At 70.4% G+C, this 22,098-nt stretch carries 19 protein-coding genes and 1 pseudogene; 11 read left to right on the forward strand and 9 right to left on the reverse strand.

Features of this window, described 5'->3' with window-relative positions; translation table 11 throughout:
* Positions 1-528: pseudogene (locus I0C86_RS30655) on the reverse strand (S-methyl-5-thioribose-1-phosphate isomerase); the annotation flags it as partial.
* A gap of 71 nt (positions 529-599) precedes the next feature.
* Entirely contained in the window at positions 600-2,450 is a 1,851-nt protein-coding gene (locus tag I0C86_RS30660) for a M48 family metallopeptidase (RefSeq protein ID WP_323373950.1), read from the reverse strand.
* 254 nt (positions 2,451-2,704) lie between these two features.
* Between I0C86_RS30660 and I0C86_RS30665 the strand changes: the two genes are divergently transcribed.
* A complete protein-coding gene (locus I0C86_RS30665) occupies positions 2,705-3,778 on the forward strand; it encodes a PHP domain-containing protein (protein ID WP_196204804.1) in 1,074 nt (357 codons plus the stop codon).
* Here the strand turns inward: I0C86_RS30665 and I0C86_RS30670 are convergent.
* Positions 3,764-4,738, reverse strand: coding sequence for a DMT family transporter (locus I0C86_RS30670; RefSeq protein ID WP_196204805.1), 975 nt, complete (start codon positions 4,736-4,738; stop codon positions 3,764-3,766). The two genes, I0C86_RS30665 and I0C86_RS30670, sit on opposite strands and share 15 nt — an antisense overlap.
* 116 nt (positions 4,739-4,854) lie before the next feature.
* Here I0C86_RS30670 and I0C86_RS30675 point away from each other — a divergent pair, with 116 nt between their 5' ends.
* The 3 genes from I0C86_RS30675 (at position 4,855) to I0C86_RS30685 (ending at position 7,216) form a co-directional block, all read left to right on the forward strand.
* Positions 4,855-5,082: a hypothetical protein gene (locus I0C86_RS30675; RefSeq protein ID WP_196204806.1), complete on the forward strand. Its 228-nt coding sequence runs from the start codon at positions 4,855-4,857 to the stop codon at positions 5,080-5,082.
* Between the two features lie 24 nt (positions 5,083-5,106).
* Positions 5,107-5,451, forward strand: coding sequence for a Uma2 family endonuclease (locus tag I0C86_RS30680; RefSeq protein WP_196204824.1), 345 nt, complete (start codon positions 5,107-5,109; stop codon positions 5,449-5,451).
* Between the two features lie 94 nt (positions 5,452-5,545).
* Positions 5,546-7,216, forward strand: coding sequence for a DUF885 domain-containing protein (locus I0C86_RS30685; RefSeq protein ID WP_196204807.1), 1,671 nt, complete (start codon positions 5,546-5,548; stop codon positions 7,214-7,216).
* 20 nt (positions 7,217-7,236) lie between these two features.
* On the opposite strand, the gene I0C86_RS30690 is transcribed toward I0C86_RS30685, so the two are convergent.
* Positions 7,237-7,800, reverse strand: a complete 564-nt coding sequence (locus tag I0C86_RS30690) for a dihydrofolate reductase family protein (protein WP_196204808.1) — start codon at positions 7,798-7,800, stop codon at positions 7,237-7,239.
* Positions 7,801-7,906: 106 nt separating this feature from the next.
* Between I0C86_RS30690 and I0C86_RS30695 the strand changes: the two genes are divergently transcribed.
* Positions 7,907-8,518 (forward strand): TetR/AcrR family transcriptional regulator, encoded by a 612-nt coding sequence (locus I0C86_RS30695; RefSeq protein WP_196204809.1) that lies wholly within the window; start codon positions 7,907-7,909, stop codon positions 8,516-8,518.
* 31 nt (positions 8,519-8,549) lie between these two features.
* Here I0C86_RS30695 and I0C86_RS30700 read toward each other — a convergent pair whose 3' ends face one another.
* Positions 8,550-9,236, reverse strand: a complete 687-nt coding sequence (locus I0C86_RS30700; protein ID WP_196204810.1) for a TetR/AcrR family transcriptional regulator — start codon at positions 9,234-9,236, stop codon at positions 8,550-8,552.
* A gap of 92 nt (positions 9,237-9,328) precedes the next feature.
* Here I0C86_RS30700 and I0C86_RS30705 point away from each other — a divergent pair, with 92 nt between their 5' ends.
* Positions 9,329-10,219 (forward strand): alpha/beta fold hydrolase, encoded by an 891-nt coding sequence (locus I0C86_RS30705; RefSeq protein WP_196204811.1) that lies wholly within the window; start codon positions 9,329-9,331, stop codon positions 10,217-10,219.
* Positions 10,220-10,582: 363 nt separating this feature from the next.
* Here the strand turns inward: I0C86_RS30705 and I0C86_RS30710 are convergent, their stop codons facing one another.
* From I0C86_RS30710 to I0C86_RS30720, 3 genes are all read right to left on the reverse strand, one after another.
* A complete protein-coding gene (locus I0C86_RS30710; RefSeq protein ID WP_196204825.1) occupies positions 10,583-12,613 on the reverse strand; it encodes an ABC transporter ATP-binding protein in 2,031 nt (676 codons plus the stop codon).
* A 101-nt stretch (positions 12,614-12,714) separates the two neighbouring features.
* A complete protein-coding gene (locus I0C86_RS30715) occupies positions 12,715-14,448 on the reverse strand; it encodes an ABC transporter ATP-binding protein (RefSeq protein ID WP_196204812.1) in 1,734 nt (577 codons plus the stop codon).
* A 34-nt stretch (positions 14,449-14,482) separates the two neighbouring features.
* Positions 14,483-15,145: a TetR/AcrR family transcriptional regulator gene (locus tag I0C86_RS30720; RefSeq protein WP_323373952.1), complete on the reverse strand. Its 663-nt coding sequence runs from the start codon at positions 15,143-15,145 to the stop codon at positions 14,483-14,485.
* A 262-nt stretch (positions 15,146-15,407) separates the two neighbouring features.
* On the opposite strand from I0C86_RS30720, the gene murD reads away from it, so the two are divergent.
* Positions 15,408-16,787 (forward strand): UDP-N-acetylmuramoyl-L-alanine--D-glutamate ligase, encoded by a 1,380-nt coding sequence (murD, locus tag I0C86_RS30725; RefSeq protein WP_196204813.1) that lies wholly within the window; start codon positions 15,408-15,410, stop codon positions 16,785-16,787.
* 85 nt (positions 16,788-16,872) lie between these two features.
* Here murD and I0C86_RS30730 read toward each other — a convergent pair whose 3' ends face one another.
* The gene (locus I0C86_RS30730) at positions 16,873-18,897 is read right to left on the reverse strand and encodes a cell wall-binding repeat-containing protein (protein ID WP_196204814.1); all 2,025 of its coding nucleotides are present in this window, start codon (positions 18,895-18,897) and stop codon (positions 16,873-16,875) included.
* A gap of 340 nt (positions 18,898-19,237) precedes the next feature.
* On the opposite strand from I0C86_RS30730, the gene I0C86_RS30735 reads away from it, so the two are divergent.
* The 4 genes from I0C86_RS30735 (at position 19,238) to I0C86_RS30750 (ending at position 21,944) form a co-directional block, all read left to right on the forward strand.
* Positions 19,238-20,137: a helix-turn-helix transcriptional regulator gene (locus tag I0C86_RS30735; protein ID WP_323373953.1), complete on the forward strand. Its 900-nt coding sequence runs from the start codon at positions 19,238-19,240 to the stop codon at positions 20,135-20,137.
* 194 nt (positions 20,138-20,331) lie between these two features.
* Entirely contained in the window at positions 20,332-20,601 is a 270-nt protein-coding gene (locus tag I0C86_RS30740) for a hypothetical protein (protein ID WP_196204816.1), read from the forward strand.
* Between the two features lies 1 nt (position 20,602).
* Positions 20,603-20,875: a hypothetical protein gene (locus I0C86_RS30745; protein ID WP_196204817.1), complete on the forward strand. Its 273-nt coding sequence runs from the start codon at positions 20,603-20,605 to the stop codon at positions 20,873-20,875.
* A 31-nt stretch (positions 20,876-20,906) separates the two neighbouring features.
* A complete protein-coding gene (locus I0C86_RS30750; RefSeq protein WP_196204818.1) occupies positions 20,907-21,944 on the forward strand; it encodes a hypothetical protein in 1,038 nt (345 codons plus the stop codon).
* Positions 21,945-22,098 lie beyond the last annotated feature (154 nt).

Below are 22,098 nucleotides of genomic sequence, written 5' to 3' on the forward strand. Positions count from 1 at the left end.
GGTTTCGCTGGCCACCACCGTGCCCAGGGTGTCCCGACGGTGCAGCTCCAGCACGGCACCCAGCGCCGTACCGCCGACCACCGTCGCCAGCGCGCCCGTGTTGCAGTGGGTGAGCAGACGCGGACGGGCGCCGCACAGCTCGACCAACAGGTCGGCACCCCGGGTGGCCATCGCGGCGGACGCCTCGATCTCCTCGTCCCGGATCGCCAGGGCCTCGGCGAGTACCGCGTCGGCACCCTCCGGCAGCCGGGCCGCCGCCCGCCGGGCGCCCCGGGCCAGGTTGACCGCGGTCGGCCGGGCGGTCTCCAGCAGGCGTACCGCCGCCGCCGGGTCGGGCGACCGGCGCGCGGCCATCGCCACCCCGAGGGCACCGGCCACACCGAGTGCGGGCGCGCCGCGCACCGCGAGCCGCTGGATCGCCGCCACCAGCTGCTCGACGGTGGTGAGCCGCAGCACCGTGAGCCGGCCCGGCAACGCGGTCTGATCGATGATCTCGACGGCACCGTCAACCCAGTCGATCGTACGCATGATCGCCAGGGTACGACTCCCTGACCAGGTCCGGCGAGCCGAGCGCACCCGGCCCGCCGAGCCGGGTCGGTTCAGTCCGCCGAGCCGAACGACTTCAGCGCCTCCAGCAGGGTGTCGCGGCTGTTCTTCTCCAGCAGCTCGCTGCTCCAAGCCTCCTGCAAGGTCAGCCGGCGGCCGTCGTGCAGCACGAGTTCCGCCTTGAGCGGCACCTGCTTGTGCACCGTCGCCGTGGCGAGTTCCTCGAACGGCATGAACTGGTGCCGGCTGGCCAGCTCGGCGATCGGGGCCGACTCGACCAGCTCCCGGAGCCGCTTCGTACCCTTGTCCGCCTTGCCCGGGTTGCCCACGAAGACCAGGCCACGGTTGAGCATCAGCAGGTCGTGGTCGACGCCGTCCACCTTGATGTTGGCGAGCGCGGCGAGCAACCGGGCGCCGCTCGCGTCCGCCCGGCGCTGCACCACCTTTCCGGCCGCCGGGTCGATGCCGATCGCGGTGAGCCGCGCGACGGCTTCCGGCAGGGTCTGCGGCGCGACGGCCAGCTCGGCGATCTCGGCCAGCGGCATCGGCTGACCGTTCCGGCCGACGAACCGGGCCGGCTCCGACCAGGAGTGCTGCCAGCGGGCCGCACCGGAGGCGACGGCAGCGCTCTGCAGCAGCGACTCCATCGGCTCCGCGAACTTCCCGGCCGCCTCCCGGCGGGTCGCGTTCGGAAAGAACTGCTCGGCGAACTCTCCCAGCCGACCGCTCTGCACCAGTTCGAGTACGGCCGGCAGCCCGGGATCGGGCGTACCGGTGAACCGGCCGAGGGCCCGGAAGACGGCGTCGGCCTGCCGCTGCACTCCGGCGGCGACCATCGCGGCGGTGAACTCCGGCCAGGGCAGCATGGTCCGGTCCCCGGCGTCGACCACCACCTGCTGGAGGCGCCGGCCGAGCGCGGCGATGTCCGGCAACAGTACCCGGGCCGGTCGGTCGTCCGAGGCACCGGCGGTGTCCGGTGCGGTCGCGATGATGCCGATCCGTTCGGCGATCGGCGGATGGGTGTCCCAACGGGAGCCGCCGCCCTCGGGCTCGGCGCCCCGCATCTCGTCCAGCTCCGCCTGGCGGGCGACGATCAGCTCGTTGAATCCGCCGAAGAGGTCGTCCGGAACGAACCCGGCCTGCCAGCCCGGGTGGACGTACCGCTGGAAGTAGAAGTCCCAGGCCGCGTCGAGGACGGGCAGCTCGCGCAGGGCGGACGCGGCGGCGGCCCGACCGGCGACCTGTACGGAGGAACGGTCCGCCTCCAGTTCCTGGCGACGGGACGCGGCGTTGTCGACGAGCAGGTACAGCCGGGAGTATCCCCGGAACACCCAGCCCACCGGGTTACGCGGGCCGATCCGGCTGATCGTGCCGCCCATCGCCAGCCGGCCCCGGTACGCGACGGCACCGAGCCGGGTGTGCCGGCCCGAGTAGTGGCCCAGCTCGTGCGCGAGTACGGACCGGATCTGGTCCACCCGCATCGCCTGGAGCAACGGCATTCCGATGTAGAGGATGCGCCGACCGCTGATCAGGCCGAGCAGTTTGGTGTCCTCGCTCACCGCCGCGTTGACCTCGGGAACCAGCCGGATCTCGTTCGGTACCCGGGTGCCCACCACGGTGGCCAGCTCGTGCACCGTACGCCAGAGTTCCGGCGCCTGGTCCGGGCCGACGGTGAGCCCCGGCGCGGGTTCCGGCTTGGCCCGGATGGCTTTCCACAGTGCGACGGAGACGGCGCCGACCGTCGCGACGAACAGCGGAAATGCGATCTTCAGCGCGATCAGGCTGCTCAGCACCGTGCTGAGCCAGATCACCAGGGCCACCGCGCCGCCGAGCTGGACGAGCGCGACGACGTAGAACCCGGCGAGCATCACCACCGACGCCAGCGCACGGAAAGTGGCGACCACGATTCTTCCTCCCCATGAATGCGGCAACCGCCCGTCGGCCGTAGCACTCGACGGAGAAAGCGGCGCACGGACAGTACGACGTCGATCTGCGTCCGACAACCCCTTAGCGGCGGACCTCGCCCGGCCGACCGACCAGGTCGGGGCCGTTCCGAGAAACTCGGCGCGGCCCGACGGCGGTCCCGCGCCCACAGGTACCGGCGCCGCAACGGCGGTGATGCCCGGCATCGACGGCGGAGGGAAACTAGTGTGGCGGTGTGACCGACCGCGACCCCCTCGCTGATCTGCGCCGGATCGCCTTTCTGCTGGAGCGTGCGAACGAGGCCAGCTACCGGGTCCGGGCGTTCCGGTCCGCCGCCAGGACCCTCGCCGAACTGCCCGCCGAGGAACTGGCCGCGCGGGCCGGGGCGGGCACCCTGACCGAGCTGTCCGGTGTCGGTGACGTGACCGCCCGCACCGTCACCGAATCGCTGCGGGGCGAGGAACCCGTCTACCTGCGCCGGTTGACGGCGACCGAGGGAGTCGACCTGGAGGGTGCCGCCGCAACGCTGCGGGCCGCGCTCCGCGGCGACTGCCACACCCACTCCGACTGGTCGGACGGCGGTTCGCCGATCGAGGAGATGGCGCTGGCAGCGGTCGACCTGGGGCACGAGTATCTGGTGCTGACCGACCACTCCCCGCGTCTGAAGGTGGCACGCGGGCTGACCCCGGACCGACTACGCCGGCAACTCGACCACGTCGCCGCGATCAACGCCGCGCTGCCGGAGGGTTTCCGGATCCTCACCGGCATCGAGGTCGACATCCTCGACGACGGTTCCCTCGACCAGGAGGAGGAGTTGCTCGCCCGGCTGGACGTGGTGGTCGGCTCGGTGCACAGCAACCTGCGGGATCCGCAGGCCCGGATGACCCGGCGGATGCTGGCCGCGATCGCCAACCCGCACCTGGACATCCTCGGCCACTGCACGGGCCGGATGGTCCTGGCCCGGCCGCCGGGGGTGACCGGCGCCGGGGACCGGGGCCACCGCGCCCGTACCCGACCGCCGAGCGAGTTCGACGCCGACGCGGTCTTCGCCGCCTGTGCGGAGTACGGCAAGGCCGTGGAGATCAACTCCCGTCCGGAGCGGCAGGACCCGCCGAAGCGGCTGATCCGGCTGGCGGTGGAGGCCGACTGCCTGTTCGCGATCGACACCGACGCACACGCGCCGGGTCAGCTCGACTGGCAGGGGTTCGGATGCGAACGGGCCGCCCGGTGCGGCGTACCGGCCGACCGGGTCGTCAACACCTGGCCGGCCGAGCAACTGCTGGACTGGACCGCCTCACACCCGGACTGATTCGCTCAGCGGCGCCATCGGAGTCGGGATCTCCCGGCGGCGCCGCCGAGTGCCGATCATGCCCTGCGATACCGCCACGCCGAGCAGCACGATCGCCGCGCCCGCCGGCTGGTACCAGGCGAGGTGCTCGTTCAGCGCGACGACTCCGATCAGCACCGCGAAGATCGGGATGACGTAGGTGACCGTCGAGGCGGTGCTCGCCCCGGCCAGCCGGATGTTGCGCATGTTGATCACGAAGGCCAGGCCGGTGCCGAGCGCACCCAGCGCCAGGACACTGGCGATCACCTCGCCGGAGAGCCGGGTCGGGACCGGCGGGGCGCCGGCGATCAGCGGCGCGACGATCGCGAGCTGCGCCGTCGCCATCAGCAGCTGCCCGGCGGAGAGCGCGAGGCCGGATTCGGGTCGGCCGGCGAAGAACCGCTTCTGGTACGGAATCGCCACGCCGTAACACGCCGCCGCCGCGAGGCAGAGCAGTTGCCCGGTGAAGTGGGCACCGCCGATGCCCTGCCACACGCCGAGCACCACCAGCACCCCGACGAAGCCCAGCCCCAGGCCGACGCCCCGGCGGGCGGTCATCCGCTCGGTCCGGAACACCAGCACCGCCAGCGGCAGTACCACCAGTGGGGTGGTCGCGTTCCAGATCCCGGCGAGCATCGACGACACCCGCTGTTCGCCGTACCCGAAGAGGGTGAACGGCAGTGCGATTCCGATCGCCGCGTACGCCGTGCTGTGCAGCCACAACTTCGGGTCCCGGGGCAGCCGCTCGCGGAGGATCGCCAGCACCACCAGCAGGGTGATCGCGCCCGCGCCGACCCGGCCCAGGGTGACGTAGACCGGGTGCATCTCCCGGATACCGACCTTGATGAAGAGGAAGCTCGATCCCCAGATGGCGGCGAGCGCGAAGAAGCCCGGCAACCAGGCCCGGAAGGCAACTTTGTCAGGAGTGGCAAGGGCAGTCACTCCTGACACTCTGCAACAGGGGTCCGACAATGTCCCGCGACTTTCCGGTCCTCGTGTCGGACGACACACGCCGCAGGACGGGGTTGGTACCGTCGAGTGCGTCGAGGAGGTGACCCATGGCGATGCCGGCCCAGCTCGATCCGCTTGTCGATTTCGACGGCATGTGGACAACCCAGCTCGCCGACCGCTATCTTCCGCTGCCGGAACTGCCTACCGCACGTTACGAGTGCATCAACGGAAGGTTAGTGATGGCCCCGGCAGAAGTCGGCGCCAACAGCTACGGAGAGATGGCCCTCGCCCACCTGCTCCGACCCACGGCCCAGGCCGCTGGGTTCTACGTCTAGGGGCCGGTCAACCTCACGTTCGAGCTGAAGCAGTGGATCCAGCCGGACGTCACGATCCTGCACGCGCTTCCGCAGACCGACGAGGAGGACAAGTGGGTGCCGGTCCGGCTCTGCACCCTGGCGATCGAGTTCGTCTCCGCCGGCAGCCGGAAGCAGAACTTCGTCGACAAGCCGCGACGATGTGCCGAGGGCGGTGTTCCGTACTTCATGCGGGTGGAGATCGTCCGACGGCTCCGGCACGCCTCCGTCGAGGTCTTCACCCTGGTCGACGGCGAGTACCAGCGCACCGCCGAGGCGGTCGCCGGGCAGCGACTCCGGGCCGACCACCCGTTCGAGATCGACTTCGATCCGCGCGAACTGCTGCCCTGATCCAGTCCCGGCGCGGCACTATCCGTGGGGTGGACCGTAATACCTGCCGGTAACACGGATGAACGGGACGGCACGGATCACGTAGGGTCGTGCCGTGGGAAGAATCAACGAGCTGGCCGACCGCTACGTCGACGACTGGGCGCGACTCAATCCGACCGGCGCCACCTTCGTCGGCATCGGCGGACACGACGACCAACTCGGGGATCTCTCACCCGACGGTTTCGCCGCCCAGGCCGACCTGACCCGGCGTACGCTCACCGCGCTCGACGCCACCGAGCCGGACTCCGAGGCGGAACGGACCGCCAAGGAGGCGATGCAGGAGCGACTGAACCTGGAACTCGCCAGGTACGACGCCGGCGAGTCGACCAGCGAACTCAACGTCATCGCCAGCGGGCTGCACGAACTCCGGCAGGTCTTCGACCTGATGCCGACCGAGGGCGCGGAGGCGGTCGGTAACATCGCCGCCCGGCTCGGCCTGTTCGCCGGGGCGGTGGAGGCGTACAAGACGACGCTGCGTACCGCCGCCGAGGCGGGCCACGTCAGTTCCCAGGCCCAGATCGTCGAGGTCGCCAAGCAGTGTGACGTCTGGACCGACCCGGACGGCGACAACTTCTTCCACGCTCTGGTCGAGCGGCTGCCCGCCGATGGTGCCCTCGCCGCCGAACTGCGTCGGGGAGCGGCCGCCGCCACCGCCTCGACCGCACAGTTCGGGCGCTTCCTGCGGGAGGAACTCGCTCCCCTCGGCCGGACCAAGCAGGCCGCCGGCCTTGAGCGGTACGAACTCGCCTCGCAGTACTTCCTCGGCGCGAAGATCGACCTCGCGGAGACGTACGCCTGGGGGTTCGAGGAACTGGCCCGGCTGGAGGCCGAGATGCGCGCGGTCGCGGCGGAGATCGCCGGGCCGGGCGCCAGCGTCGACGACGCGGTGCGGGCGCTGGACGCCGACCCGGCGCGCCAAATCCAGGGCAAGGAGGCGTTCCGGGACTGGATGCAGGCGCTCGCCGACAAGGCGATAGCCGAACTGCACGGCACCCACTTCGACATCCCGGAACAGGTACGCCGGATCGAGTGCTGCCTGGCGCCGACCAGCGACGGCGGGATCTACTACACCGGCCCGAGCGAGGACTTCTCCCGACCCGGCCGGATGTGGTGGGCGGTGCCGCAGGGCATCACCGAGTTCTCCACCTGGCGCGAGGTGACCACGGTCTTCCACGAGGGCGTACCCGGTCATCACCTCCAGGTGGCCCAGACCCAGGTCCGCGCCGACCTGCTCAACCGCTGGCAGCGGCTGCTCTCCTGGTCGTCGGGACACGGCGAGGGCTGGGCGCTGTACTCGGAACGCCTGATGGACGAGCTGGGTTACCTCGCCGATCCGGGCGACAAGCTCGGCATGCTCGACGGGCAGGCGTTCCGGGCCGCCCGGGTGATCGTCGACATCGGCATGCACCTGGAGTTGGAGATCCCGCAGAACAACCAGTTCGGATTCCACCCGGGCGAGCGGTGGACCCCGGAGCTGGGTTGGGAGTTCATGCGGGCGCACTGCCGGGTGCCGGACGAGAACCTGCGCTTCGAGCTGAACCGCTACCTGGGCTGGCCGGGGCAGGCACCGTCGTACAAGGTGGGCGAGCGGATCTGGTTGCAGGCCCGGGCGGACGCCAAGGCCCGCAAGGGAGCCGACTTCGACCTCAAGGAGTTCCACCGCGCAGCGCTCGACCTGGGCTCGATCGGCCTGGATCCGCTGCGGTCAGCGCTGGCCCGCATCTAGATCATCAGGTACGCGGCGGGTCAGGCGGCAGCGGCCGCCGGCTCGTACGTCAGCAGAAGCGCACCCGACGTGAACTGCCGGGTGCCGGTCAGCCGCAGGTTGGTGCGCGGGTACCGACCGTCGAACAGGCGCGTGCCGCCGCCGAGCAGCACCGGGTTGACGACGAGGCGGTACTCGTCGATCACGCCGAGCCCGGCGGCGGCGCTCGCGGCCCGGCCGCCCGCGAAGAGCGCGATGTCCCGGCTGCTCTGCCGCTTCAGTTCGGTGATCGCGGCGGCGGGGTCGCGGTCGAGGACGTGGGAGTTGTGCCAGTCGCTGTGTTCGAGGGTGCGGGACAGCACGTACTTGGGCAGTTCGTGCATCCGGCGCACCTGGACAGGTGAGGCTTCCGGCCCGGCGTTCGGCCAGTAACCCGCCAACTCCTCGAAGGCCACCCGCCCGAACATCATGCCGTCGATGTCGCCCAGCAGGTCATCGAGGTACCGCTGGAACTCCTCGTCCGAGAAGTGCCAGTCGATCTCGCCGTCGGCGTCGTTGACGTAGCCGTCCAACGACACGTTGATGTGCAGAAAGAGTCGTCCCACGGGTGCCTCCAGTGGCTCGGGCCCATTTTTGGTCAGACGACCAAAAACGTGCCCACAAGCTATCTCTTCTTGGACGAGTGGTCAAGAAATGACGTAGCATCGCGTCATGGCACGCACCGGCCGACCCCGCTCCTTCGACGACAGGCAGGTCATCGAGGCCGCCAAGGAGGTCTTCTGGCAGCGCGGATATACCCGCACGTCGATGCGTGAGCTCAAGAACGAGCTCGGCGTCCTGCCCGGCAGTCTTCATGGAGCCTTCGGCGACAAGCACACGTTCTTCCTCCGGGCGCTCGAGCGGTACGCCGAGGATGCGCGCGAGGCCGCCACGGCGCTCCGGGTGGACGGGCCGGCGCTGTCGCGCGTGCGCCAGTTCCTCACCGAGGCGCTCGACGCGGCGAGGTCCGCGCCAGGGCGCGGCTGCATGCTCGGTAACACCGCCGCCGAAGTGCTACCCGAGGATGAGGAGGCTGGCCGGATCATCCGGCGGGCATTCGGTGAACTGGAGGCCGCCCTCGAGGAGGCACTGATCAACGCACGGCGGGCCGGCGAGGTCCGCGCCGACGTGGACTGCGGCGCGTACGCCCGGCTGCTGCTCGCGCTCCTGCAGGGACTGCACGTCATTGCCCGGGTGGAGCGCGACCCGCGACGGCTCGATGATGCCATCGACGCGGCTCTCGCAGCCATCACGGCGTCAGGTGCTGACGCTCGACCTCTGTGAGGCCAGCCCTCGTCAACAGCGCCTGAAACTGTCAGTCGTCGGGTGCCAGCAGGCCGGCGAGGATCCGGGACAGGGTCTCCTCGAAGCGCTCCGCCGGTGCGGCCGTCGCCGGGAAGGCGCCGCCCAGCACCGCCGCCACCTGCGGATGTCCGCCCGCCGCGACCGCGTGGGCGAGGTAGGCGCCCTGCCGCTGCCGGGTGCCCGCGGTGGCGCCGAGTTCGTTGAGGGCGAATGCGGCGGTGACGGTGTTCAGTACGGCGAACGCCTCCATCTTGCGCGCCGCGGCCGCCGGGTGCCCCGCGAGCAGCGTCAGGACGTGTTCGAGCAGGTCCACGCCGTGCGGGCCGAGGGTGGGGCGGGTGAGCACCAGTTCGGGCAGCCAGGGGTGCCGAAGCATGATCGCCCGCCCCTGCCGGGCCACCTCCAGCAGGCCGGTCACCCACGGGCCGTCCGGCGCCGGCAGGTCGTAGCCGGCCGCGGCCTCGTCGGCCATCAGGTCGAGCAGGTCGTCCCGACCGGTGACGTACCGGTAGAGCGACGCCGCTCCGGTGCCCAACCGCGCGGCGACGCGGCGCATGGTGACGGCCGCCAGACCTTCCCCGTCGGCCAGTGCGACCGCCGCGGCGGTCACCTCGGCCCGGGAACGCTCCGCCGGCCGGCCCACACCGGCTCGACGTTCCCGGAGCCATACCGGGAGCACCGGTTCCGCTGCGTCCATCCATTCCCTCCCGTTGGTCGGCTCACCGTACCAACGCTGCTATCGTTATTTGCGAACACCGTTCTCGAAGTCGCTGCCGTACGGAGGTTGGAATGGCCAGGACGCCCCGGAACGCACGCAACGGCGACGTGACCCTCGCGGTCGACGAACTCGGCGGCGCTGGCGGGAAGCCGCTGCTGCTGGTCATGGGCCTCGGAGTCTCGCGGTACTGGTGGCCCGACGGCCTGGTGGAGGCCCTGGTCGACGCCGGGTTCCACGTGGCGGCCTTCGACGGCCGGGACGCCGGAGGCTCCACGCGCTTCGACGACGTACCGGCCGACAACCCGCTCATCTCGCTGCTGCGGCGACGGTCGCCGGCCTACACCGCCGAGGACATGGCCGACGACACCGTCGCGGTGCTCGACGCCCTCGGTTGGCAGCGCGCCCACCTCTTCGGCATCTCGCAGGGCGGCCTGGTGGCCCAACGCACCGCGCTGCGCCATCCGGAGCGGGTACGCACCCTGACCTCCTTCGCCGCCGTACCGAGCGACGCCGGAGGCGCGGCCGTGCTGCGGTACGTCCGACTGCCCTTCCTGGCCCGCCTGGCGCGCTTCCGGTTCCCCGCCGGCCGGGAGGGCGACGTGGCGGCCGGGCTGGCCCTGGCGCAGGCGATCGCCGCTCCCGGGTACCCCTTCGACGAGCAGGACACCCGGATCCGGGTGGAACGCGAACTCGACGCCGGACTGCCCAGCGGAGTCCGGGACACCCGGGCACAGGCCCGGCAGACCGGCGCCTCCTGGCACGGCCCACGGCTGCGGGAACTCCGGGTACCAACCCTCGTCCTGCACGGCGAGCACGATCCGCTGCTCCGCCGGTCCGCCGGCCGACAGATCACCAAGGCGGTGCCTGGCGCCCGGTACGTGGAACTGCCCGGCACCGGCCACGACCTGCCCCGAGCCGTCTGGCCAACGGTGGTACGGGAGATCCACGCCCTGGCAGAGTGATCCACTCCCGAGGCCGAGCACCGGTTCCCGCGGCCCGCCCCGGACCAACCGTTCCGACCCGGGGTGCGCAGTCCGACCGCCTGTGCGATCCGGTCGGCCGGACCACCGGCGGCGGCGGCGAGCCAGACCATCAGCCGCGTCGCGATGATCGCATGTGCGTACCCCGGCGGCGGCATAACCGAGAGAACTCCCTCGGGGCTGATCTCGTACCGGTGGTGCTCGTCGGCGGCCATCATCGCGGTCGGGTCATCGAGCGTCACGACCGGGGGCATGTGCCTGCCGACAGCCTCGGAGCTCATGCCCGCAACGTACCGAAGCCGGCCGGGACAGCGCCCCGGCCGGCTTCGGCTCGTCCGTCGTCCGTCACCCCCGCTGTCGGGGCGCTCCGGCGGGTACGCCGCCCGGCCCGGCCACCACGGCCGGTTCCACGTCGACCGCCGGCTGCGAGAACTGCGCGTGGTAGAGCCGGTGGTACGCCCCCTCGGCGGCCAGCAGCTCGTCGTGGGTGCCCTGCTCGACGATCCGGCCGCTCTCCATCACCAGGATCAGGTCGGCGTCCCGGATGGTCGACAGCCGGTGCGCGATCACGAAGCTGGTCCGGTCCTCCCGAAGTGCGGCCATCGCCCGCTGCAACAGCACCTCGGTACGGGTGTCCACCGAACTCGTCGCCTCGTCCAGGATCAGCAGCGACGGGTCGGACAGGAACGCCCGGGCGATGGTGATGAGCTGCTTCTCGCCCGCGCTGACGTTGTTGCCCTCCTCGTCGATGACGGTGTCGTAGCCGTCCGGCAGGCTCTGGACGAACCGGTCGACGAAGGTCGCCTTCGCCGCCGCGACGATCTGCTCCTCGCTCGCCTCCGGGTTGCCGTACGCGATGTTGTCCCGGATCGTGCCGCCGAACAGCCAGGTGTCCTGGAGCACCATGCCGATCTCGCCGCGCAGGGTGTCCCGGCGCAACTGGGTGAGGTCGACACCGTCCAGGGTGATGCGTCCGGCGTCGAGCTCGTAGAACCGCATGATCAGGTTGACCAGGGTGGTCTTGCCGGCGCCGGTCGGCCCGACGATCGCCACCGTGTGTCCGGGCTCGGCCACCAGGGACAGGTCGTCGATCAGCGGCTTTTCCGGCTCGTACCGGAAGGAGACGTGCTCGAACTCGACCCGGCCGTGCCGGTCGGTGAGCCGGGCCGGCGCGGCCGGGTCCGAGCTCTGCTCCCGCGCGTCCAGTACGTCGAAGACCCGTTCCGCCGAGGCGACCCCGGACTGCAGCAGGTTCGCCATCGACGCGACCTGGGTGAGCGGCTGGGTGAACTGCCGGGAGTACTGGATGAACGCCTGGACGTCGCCGAGCGTCATCGCCCCGGAGGCGACCCGCAGGCCGCCGATCACCGCGATCACCACATAGCTCAGGTTCCCGATGAACATCATCGACGGCATGATGATGCCCGAGACGAACTGCGCCCCGAAGCTCGCCTTGAACAGCTCGTCGTTCTTGGTGCCGAAGGCCGCCTCGACCTCGCGGTGCCGGCCGAAGACCTTGACCAGCTCGTGCCCGGTGAACGCCTCCTCGATCTGGCCGTTCAACGCTCCGGTGTGCTGCCACTGCGCGATGAACTGCTTCTGTGACCGCGTCGCGATCTGCTTCGTCACCAGCACCGACAGTGGCACGGCGACCAGGGCGACGAGGGCGAGCAGCGGCGAGATCACGAACATCATCACGACCACGCCGACGACGGTGAGCAGCGAGGTGAGGAGCTGACTCAACGTCTGTTGCAGGCTCTGCGAGATGTTGTCGATGTCGTTGGTGACCCGGCTGAGCAGTTCGCCCCTGGGCTGGCCGTCGAAGTACGGCAGCGGCAGCCGGTTGAGCTTGTCCTCGACGTCGGCCCGCAACTGCCGGACGGTGTTCTGCACGGCACCGTTCAGGATGTACCCCTGCAACCAGCCGAGCAGGCTGGCGGCGAGGAACAGGCACATCGCCAGCAGCAGGACCTGGCCGAGCCGGCCGAAGTCGATGCCGACGCCCGGCAGGACGTCCATCTTCTCCAGCATGTCGGCGAAACTGCCGTTGCCGGCCGCGCGGGCGTTGTCGGCGGCCTGCTGGGCGGTCACCCCGGCCGGCAACTGTTTGCCGATCAACCCGGAGAAGATCAGGTCGGTGGCGTGCCCGAGGATCTTCGGCCCGATGACGGAGAATGCCACGCTGACGATCGCCAGCAGGATGACCGCGACCAGGTGTACGCGCTGCGGCCGGAGCCGGCCCATCAACCGCCGGGCCGACGGGCCGAAGTTCATCGACTTCTCGGTCGGCATCCCGACGTTCCCCCAGGGCGGGCCGCCCCGGGGGCCGCCGGACGGCAGCCGTGCCGGAGTTGTCCGGGCCGTCTTCTGGTTCATCTCCGCACTCCGGGTCTGCTCGTCCGCCGGCTGGTCGTCGGCGCCGGTGTTCCGTCCGTTCATGCCGGTCCTCTGTCCGTCCATCCCGGTGTTCCGCTCGCTCATGACCGCACCGCCACGGTCAACTGGGACTCGACGATCTCGGCGTACGTCGTACAACTCTCCAGAAGTTCCTCGTGCCGTCCGGCACCGACGATCGACCCGTTCTCCAGCACGATGATCTGGTCGGCGTCGATGATCGTGGAGACCCGCTGAGCCACGATCACCACTGCGGCGTCGGCCGTGACCGGGCGCAGCGCCGCCCGCAGCCGGGCGTCGGTGCCGAGGTCGAGCGCCGAGAACGAGTCGTCGAAGAGGTAGATCTCCGGTTTGCGTACCAGGGCACGGGCGATCGCGAGCCGCTGCCGCTGTCCACCGGACAGGTTCGTTCCGCCCTGTGCCACCGGAGCGTCCAGCCCTTCCGGCAGCGCCTCGACGAAGTCCCGGGCCTGGGCGATCTCCAGGCTGGTCCAGAGTTCCTCGTCGGTCGCGTCCGGCTTTCCGTACCGAAGGTTGCTGGCCACTGTTCCGGTGAAGAGGTACGGCCGCTGCGGTACCAGGCCGATCCGCTCCCAGAGCAGGTCCGCGTCGAGTTCCCGGACGTCGACGCCGTCGACCAGCACCGCACCGCCGGTGACGTCGAAGAGCCTGGGCACCAGCCCCAACAGGGTGGTCTTGCCCGCGCCGGTGCTGCCGATGATCGCGGTCGTCTCCCCGGCCCGGGCCCGGAACGAGATGTCCCGGAGCACCGGCGCCGCCGCGCCCGGGTACTGGAACCGGACGTCCCGCAGTTCCAGGTCACCGTGGGCCTGTACCTCGGTCACCGGTCGCGGGGCCGGCACGACGGAGGAACTGGTGTCGAGCACCTCGGTGATCCGCTCGGCGCAGACCGCCGCCCTCGGCACCATGATCAGCATGAAGGTCGCCATCATGACGGACATCAGGATGAACATCAGGTAGGTCAGGAAGGCGGTCAGCGCACCGATCTGGATCTGTCCGGAGTCGATCCGGGAGGCACCGAACCAGAGCACCGCGACGCTGGACGCGTTGAGCACCAGCATCACGATCGGGAAGACCAACGCCATCAGCCGGCCGACCTGGAGCGCGGTGGCGGTCAGGTCGCCGTTCGCCGCGTCGAACCGCCGGGTCTCGTACGGTTCCCGGACGAACGCCCGGACCACCCGGATGCCGGTGATCTGCTCCCGCAGTACCCGGTTCACGGTGTCGATGCGGGTCTGCATCAGCCGGAACTGCGGCACCATCCGGCGGATCACCAGGCCGATGGCCAGCACCAGCACCGGTACGCAGACCAGCATCAGCCAGGAGAGACCGACGTCCTCCCGGAGCGCCATGATCACGCCGCCGAGCAGGGTGATCGGGGCCGCGACGAGCATCGTGCAGGTCACCACGACGAGCATCTGCACCTGCTGGACGTCGTTGGTGTTGCGGGTGATCAGCGAGGGCGCACCGAACTGGCCGACCTCACGGGCGGAGAACCCCATCACCCGGTGGAAGATCGCGGCCCGTAGGTCGCGGCCGAAGCTCATCGCGGTCCGCGCGCCGAAGAAGACGGCGGCGATCGAGCAGACGATCTGCACCCCGCTGATCAACAGCATCCAGCCGCCGGTGCTGACGATGTAGCCGGTGTCGCCTCGGGCGATGCCGTTGTCGATGATGTCGGCGTTGAGGCTCGGCAGGTAGAGCGAGGCCATGGTGCCGACGAGTTGCAGCAGTACCACGGCGGTGAGCGGTCGGGCGTACGGCCGCAGATAGCCGCGTAGTAGTCGCATCAGCATCGGTGGTCCCCCGTATCGAATGCGCGGTTGACGATCATGGCTGCTCCGGGTGGTGTCGACGCACGCCGTCGAGCAGCAGGGCAACGATCTTCTCCGGAGCCAGCGGTTGCCCCTCGGTTATCAGTGGATGGGAACCCGAGAAGAGGATGAGCTGCAGCAGCCGGGCCACCTCCTCTACCGGGTGGCGGAACTGGTCCTGGTCCGGCCGCAGCAGGTCGGCGGTCAGTTCCAGGATCTGCTCCCTCGGCGCCCGAAGCTTGGCGCGGTACTCCTCGTGGTCCTTCGGCACCGGCGGCGAGTGCACACCGATCGCGATCAGCAGGTTGATCACACCGATCAGGCGTCGTTGCATGACACCGACCGCCTCGATGAGGCGCTCGCGCAGCGGCTGCGACCGGTCCACGGCCGCCAACTCGGCCAGCGGCTCGACGGGATCGAGCGCGGTCCGAACGGCCGCCTGGATCAACGAGTCCTTGTCCGGGAAGACGCGGAAGATGGTGCCCTCGGCGACCCCGGCCGCCTCGGCGATCTGCCGGGTGCTGACCTTCATCCCGTACTCGCTCACCAGTGGCAGCGTGGCGGCGATCAGCGCCGCCCGGCGTTCGTCCGGCGGCAGTGGCCGGGCCCGCTTGGCGGGGCACTGTGCCGGCCCGCCCTCCGGGGGATCCGCCGCGCCGCTGTTGCGCTGTGCTGTCACGGGGAGGAACTGTAACTGAGTGAGTCACTCACTCACCACTGATTTTCGGCCTGTCGTCCAGTCGGAAACGTGACCCCGGCAACAGCCCGAACGAGGCCGTCGCCCACCGGGCCGATCTTCTGGATCTTCCGCCCGCCCCGGACGGCGGTGCGCATCCCCCACCCGACGTCGGGCCGCCCCGACTAGAGTTTGGGCGCGTACCAGAACGCGCATGATCGCCACTGCGGACCGCGGGCGATCCGCGGGTGAAGGAGTTTCTCGGGTGCAGTTGACGGAATTGCGTGGTCGGCGTGTCGCGGTCTGGGGCACCGGCCGGGAGGGCGTCGCGGCGGTCAACGCGATCGCTCCGGTCGGACCGGCCGACCTCGTCGCGGTGATGGACCGGGAGACCTACGCCGCCAACCCCTGGACCGGACGGCTCGCCGAGGCGGCTCCCCTGCACACCGGACCCGCCGCCCTGGAGGCCCTGCTCCGGGCGGATGTGGTGGTCCGGTCCCCGGTGATCGGCGAGACCCACCCCTGGGTCGTACGCCTACGCCAGCAGGGCGTGCCGATCACCAGCGGCACCGCGCTGTGGATGGCCGAACACGCCGCCGCGACGATCGGAGTCACCGGCAGCAAGGGCAAGAGCACCACCACCAACCTGATCAGCCACCTACTCGCCGGAGTCGGCCGACCCAACGCGATCGGCGGCAACATCGGCGTACCCGTGCTCGACCTGCCCCCCGCCGACCGGTACGTGCTGGAACTCTCCATGTACCAGTGCGCCGACCTGACCGACTCACCCGAGGTGGCGGTGCTCACCTCGCTGGTGCCGGAACACCTCGACTGGGCCGGCGGAGAGGCGGAGTACTACCGCCACAAGCTCAACATCGTCGAGCACGGGCCACGGCAGGTGGTGTTCAACGCGCACGACGAGCGGCTCCGCGCCGAACTGACGGCTCGGGCCGGGCTGCCGCTGGTGCCCGCCGGATCGGGCGCCGGTCCCGAGGGCGGAATCCACGCGGCCACCGGCCCGGACGGCGCCCGCTGGCTGTACGTCGACGACCAGCCGCTCTTTCCGCGTACCGCCCTGGCGTTGGTGGGGCGGCACAACGAGTGGAATCTCTGTGTCGCGCTCGCCGCGCTGCGGGCGGTCGGCGTCGACTGCGTGGCCGAGCGGGAGCGCCTCGCCGCCGCGCTGGCCACCCTCCCGGCGTTGGAGCACCGGCTCACCCCGATCGAGGACCCGTCCGGCATCACCTTCGTCGACGACTCGTTGTCGACCATCCCGCAGTCGGCGATCCACGCCATCGAGGCGTACGCGACCCGCCCGTTGACGGTCATCGTCGGCGGCGAGGACCGGGGGGTGGACTACGCACCGCTGCGCGACTTCCTCGCCGAACAGGGAGTCACCCTGACGATGATCGGCATCCCGGACAGCGGGCCCCGGATCCTGGACGTGGTCAAGGACGTCGCCACCGTCACCACCCTGACCGCCGACGACCTGGTCGAGGCCGTTCGGCTCGGCCGGGAGCGTACCCCCGCCGGTGGGGTGGTGCTGCTCTCTCCGGCCGCGCCCAGCTACGGCCGGTTCGACAACTACGCGCACCGGTCCCGGGTCTTCCGGCAGGCGATCCAGGACAGCGCCGAGTCCGGGTGACCGGGCGCGGTCCCGCTCCCGGCCGCGCCGAACGCGGGGGGCCGGTCCACCGACCGAGCCCCCCGCACCCGCACCGGGCGTACCGTTACCGGCTCGTCCGCTCGTTGAGTTCCGCCACGAGCGCCTTCAGTTCCTCCGGCGTACGGGGCCCCGGGACGCCCGTCGTCGGCTGCCGCGCCGCGCCACGGGCCCCGTCGGCCGGAACGACGGCACCGGAGATCCCGACGTCGGTCACGTTCTCCCGCTGCGTGAAACCGCCCGGACCGCTGATCCGGCTGCCGATCCGGGTCTGCTGGTCGGCGGGGACGACACTGGGACCGCCGAAGACGAGCCCGGTGTGCACCGTCCCGCTGTTCTCGTCGAGATACCACTCGACCTCGGTCGAGAGGTTCGGATCGGTACCCCGGGTGAGCAGCAGCGGGGACCTGATGGTGCCCATCAACGCACCACCGGCGAGCGCGTCCGGCCAGTCCAGACCGGTGGCGACCCCGACGTACGGCGTGGCGCCGAAGAAGAACCAGCCCGTGTACCACGCCGTCTCGTAGCGGTTCCGCCCGATGATCTCGATCGGCACGTACGGCTTGGTGGCGATGGACGCCTGTAGGCCGATCCCGAAGATGAGGGAACGCTCCGACAGCGGGTCCAGATAACTCCTGGTCGCCGGGATCAGCGTGTAGTCCTTGGTCAGCACCACCACCGCCGAGCGCGCACTGCCCGGGGTGTTGTACGAGCCGGCCGCCGCACCGGCCGCGAGCGCGTCCGGAAAGTCGGCGCCGGTCGCGGTGAGGATCAGGTCCGGGGTCGGGTCGATCTCGTTGGCGATGGCGATCGAGGTCGTGTAGCGGTCCTGCCCGGCGAGCCGCTCCACCTGGTAGCCCAGCGCCTCGACCTGGGTCTGGACGGTCGTCGAGAGCGCACCGGGGCTGCCGAGCAGGTAAACCGTCCGGCCGGGGGCGAGGATCCGCTGGATCTCGGTCCGGGTGGCGTCGTCCAGCGCGTCCGGCGGGGTCAGCAACAGTGGCCCCTGCTTCGCGGCGGCCAGCGCCCCGCCACCGAGCGCGTCGGCGTACAGGTCCGACCGGGACAGTACGACCGCTCCGGCCGCCTGGCGGACGTCGGCGCCGTCGGCCACGTTCGCCCAGTGGGACCGCGAAACGGCGACCGCCGTGGTGTGCCGGTTCTGGCCGGTGAGCCGCGCCACCGTGTCCAGCCGGCGCGGCTGGTACGCAGGCACGCCGGACAGCCCGGCCACCACCGTCGGGTTTCCGGCTCCGCTGCCGTCGGCGGGCGCCGTCGCCACGCCGGTGTCCTGGCTGAACGCGATGGTCCTGCCGATCGGCGACCAGGCCGGGTTGTCGTGGTTGGCCGCGTTCGACGTCACCGGGACGACGTTGTCGCCATCGACGTCGGCGGCCCAGACCTGGTTGCGCCCGCTGTCGTCCGCGCGGACGAAGGCCACCCTCGTCCCGTCCGGGGAGATGGCGGGGTTGCTGGCGTTCTCCACGATGGTCCGGAAACCGAAACTCGGGTCGTAGATCCCGACGTCCGACCGCCCGCTCGGGGCGTCCGCGCTGCCGGCCTGCGTCTGGTAGACGACCAGGTCACCGGGACCGGCGTCCGGCCGCAGGTAGTGCCGCCCGTCCTGGGGCGAGAAGGTGGTCGGGGCGTTGCCGCTCACCGCGCGCTGGACTTCCAGCCGCCACGGCTTGCCGGCCTCCTTCCCGGCCCAGACCGCCTCGACGCCGTTGCCCCGGTAGCTGGGATCACGGCGGTCGACCAGCGTGTCCTCGGGAGGAGCCATGATGTAGGGGGACACGATGAAGTGGTTGCTGGCGTCGTCGAACCGGATGGTGACAATCTGGTGACCGACGTTGCTGTAGATCAGACGGCTGCCGTCGGGCGACCACGAGGCGCCGTCGATCACCTGCGCCACGGTGAGCGTCTCGCCGCTGGCGAACCTCAGGGTGTTGGTGCCGTTGCTGGCGCTCAGCACCTCGCCGTCACCGCCGGGACTGGCGGTGGCGGCGGTCGTGCCACCGAGCACGGTGGCCGCACCGAGGGCGAGGACCGAGGCGAGCGCCAACGGTCGGTGGGGAAGACGTGGAGTCAAGACAGGGCTCCTCGTGACAGCTCGCGCCGCACTGCCCAGCTGGGCCGGTCGACCCCCCGTGGGACGGCGCCTCCTGCACCATAGGCGTCCGGAATGACGCACGCTGCCCCGTTGGGTTGGCCGCGCGGTGGCGGCGCCCGGCACTGCGGTGCTCACTTCGAGGTGGGGGGTCCGGCGGGGTTGCCCCGCGCTGGTGCTCCGAATACCTTGATCGAGGAAATCGGCGTACAGCTATCCGACCATTCTGGACGGAGAGGGCGCAGGGGTGCTTGAGCCGCTAGGCCTTGAGCCGACGGTCGAGGCCGTCTATCGGCTCATGTTGGCGGAGCCGGGCTGGGGCGTGCGGGAGATCGCCGCGTACCTGGGGTGGCGTGACGACGACGTGCGCGACGCGCTTGATCGGCTCGCCGAGCTCAAGCTGCTGCATCAGGGCGTCGATGTGCCGAACCGAGTGGTCAGCCCGCAGGTGGGTCTCTTCGCGCTGCTGGCTCGCAGCGAGGCGGAGCTGGCCCACCGCCAGCGGCAGATCGAGGCGAGCCGTTCGGCGATCGCCGACCTGGCGCAGACCTATGGTGCGGTCGCCGGCATGGGCGCCGAGATCCTCGAACGCCTCGACGGTGTGGCCGCCGTGCGCGACCGGCTGGTGGGGCTGTCCGCGAATGCTCAAGAGGAGTGCATGTCGCTCAGCCCCGGTGGGGCGCAGACGCCGGACGCGATCGAGGCCAGCCGTGCGCTCGACGAGTCAGCGCTGGCACGTGGCGTGCGGATGCGCAGCCTTTACCAGGACAGCGTGCGAAATGACGCCCTGACGATGCGCCATCTCGAATGGCTGGCGTCACTGGGCGCGGAAGTCCGCACGGTGGCGGCGCTGCCCATCATGTTGGTCATCGTCGACCGGCAGGTGGCGCTCGTGCCCATCGAACCGTCAGACCCTCGGCAGGGCGCTCTGGTCATGCACAGCCACGGCGCGGTGGCCGCGATGGTGGCCCTCTTCGAGCAGTTCTGGTCGGTCGGCGTCGCGCTGGATCCCACGCCCGTCCGGGACGGCGAGGGTCTCTCCGCGCAGGAGCGCGAGTTGCTGCGGCTGCTGGCGAACGGAGACACCGACGAGTCCGTCAGTCGCAAACTCGGTTTGTCGCTGCGTACGGCACGCCGGTTGACCGCCACGCTGATGTCACGCCTGGACGCGCGGAGTCGGTTCGAAGCGGGGGTACGGGCGGCCCGGCGCGGCTGGGTGTGATCCCTCGGCAGCATGCTGCCAGGTCATCGCCGGCCACCGTGACGTCGCCGCTGGCCACCGAGGTCATACCGTCGGCGCCAGGGTGACAGTCTGCTGCCAGGCGACTTGCGGCCAGCCCTGAAACGGTGACGGTGCACAATTCCTTCGACCAGAATCGAGTTCATCAAGGACCACGATTTCGAAGGGAAAACGCGATGCACAAGAAGGTGTGGAGTCGTATCGGGCTGACCGCTGCCGCAATTCTCGGTGCGACCGCCGTTGCCGGTGTAGCCGGCCCGACGGCTCAGGCCGCCGACGTCCTCAACAATGTCTCTGACAGCGCGTTGACCGCCGCGGAGCGGATCGCCAGCAGCGACGTCGCTGTGCCCCTGCGCTTTGCGCAGTTGGTCGCCGGCACGGACTACTTCGACTCGGGCGACCTGATCGAGGAGCAGGTGAACACCGACGGATTCTCCTGGGGATGACATGTACGCGGTCGCGTTCACGCTGCGCCAGGCTCGCGATGGTGCGCGGGCGGGTGCCGACGCTGCGACGTTGACCGACGTCTTCTGGTCGCTGGCAATGGCCTGCGACAACTTGGAACACGTTCATGTCAGCACGGTCGCCGGCCAAATCGAAGTTACATTGTTCGTCCAGGCCGGCGACCAGATGGGTGCCGAGCACGCAGCGCTGGCCCTATGTCGGCGCGTTGTCGACCGGACGCCACTATTGGCCGGTTGGGCAATTCTCCGTCCGTGAGTTCGTGACCATCCAAGATTGGACGCCCCTAATGACGAATCGACCGTCGCACGTCCGCCCACGCCCGCCGGACGTGATCGTGGTGCCGACCGTGCGGCCGGGCAAGCGGCTACGCCACGCGACAGGTCTCGCCGAGGCCCTCGGTTGCCCGCTGGTTGCGCTGCGCAGCCGGCAACCGCCCCGAAGCGAGCCTCTTGTCGCGGGCGTCGGGGTGCCGGTGTTCGTGCTGGACATCGCGCCGGGCGCGACACATGGACTGCCGGCGTTCGAGACGGACGCATTGCTTCGGAGGACACCGTTCCACGTCCGGACCGACCTCAGCCTCAAGCGCAATCTCGCATTCCGGCTGGCCCGACAGGCTGGTTGGTCCCGTGTCTTCTTCCTGGACGACGACGTCACCGTCCCCGACGTGCACGATGTGCGCCGTGCGGTCGGGCTGCTCGACAGGTACGCCGCAGCGGGCCTGGTCATCGACGGGTTCCCGGACGGTGCTGTAGCCAGCCACGCCACGTTTGCGCTGGGTGCCTCGGCGGGCCGTTCGGTGGCCGGTGGCGCTCTCGCCGTCACCGTCGCGGACCCGCCCTCCTTCTTCCCGACCATCTACAACGAGGACCTCTGCTACCTGCTGCACGAGGGCGGCATGCGTCCGTCCGCGGTCACCGGGCGCGCCCTACAGGAGCCTTACGATCCGTTCCGCGACCCGGGTCGCGCTGGCGTCGAGGAGTTCGGCGAGACGGTGGTGGGCGGCCTGCACTACATCGCCAGCCACGGGTACGCGCCGCGGGACGCGGACGCCGAATACTGGCGGGTTTTCCTCAACAAGCGGGACCGCCGCCTGGCGGAGGTGCGGGACCAAGCGGCATCGACGATGGACGGCGCGCTGAAGGAGGCCGTCTACGCGGCCCTGTCCCGCGCGCGGGAGATGCAGGCGCTCATCACGCCAGCGCTCTGCGTTGCGTACGTCGCGGCGTGGCTGCGCGACCGAGACACGTGGGGGCGGTATCTGCGCACACTCCGGGAGACCACGCTGGAGGGCGCGCTCCGCCACGTCGACCAGGTGGCCTGCTGACGCAGCACCGTCACGCCCGGAGCGCCGACGACACCCTCAACCGGATCCACAACACCCTGGCCGGCCAGGTCACCTCGACAGCCGGCTGAAAAGATCCGAGCACGCGAACGGGGGCCGGTCGAATCGACCGGCCCCCGCGCGTACCCGTTCTATG

This window comes from Plantactinospora alkalitolerans, assembly GCF_015690345.1.
GTDB lineage: Bacteria > Actinomycetota > Actinomycetes > Mycobacteriales > Micromonosporaceae > Plantactinospora > Plantactinospora alkalitolerans.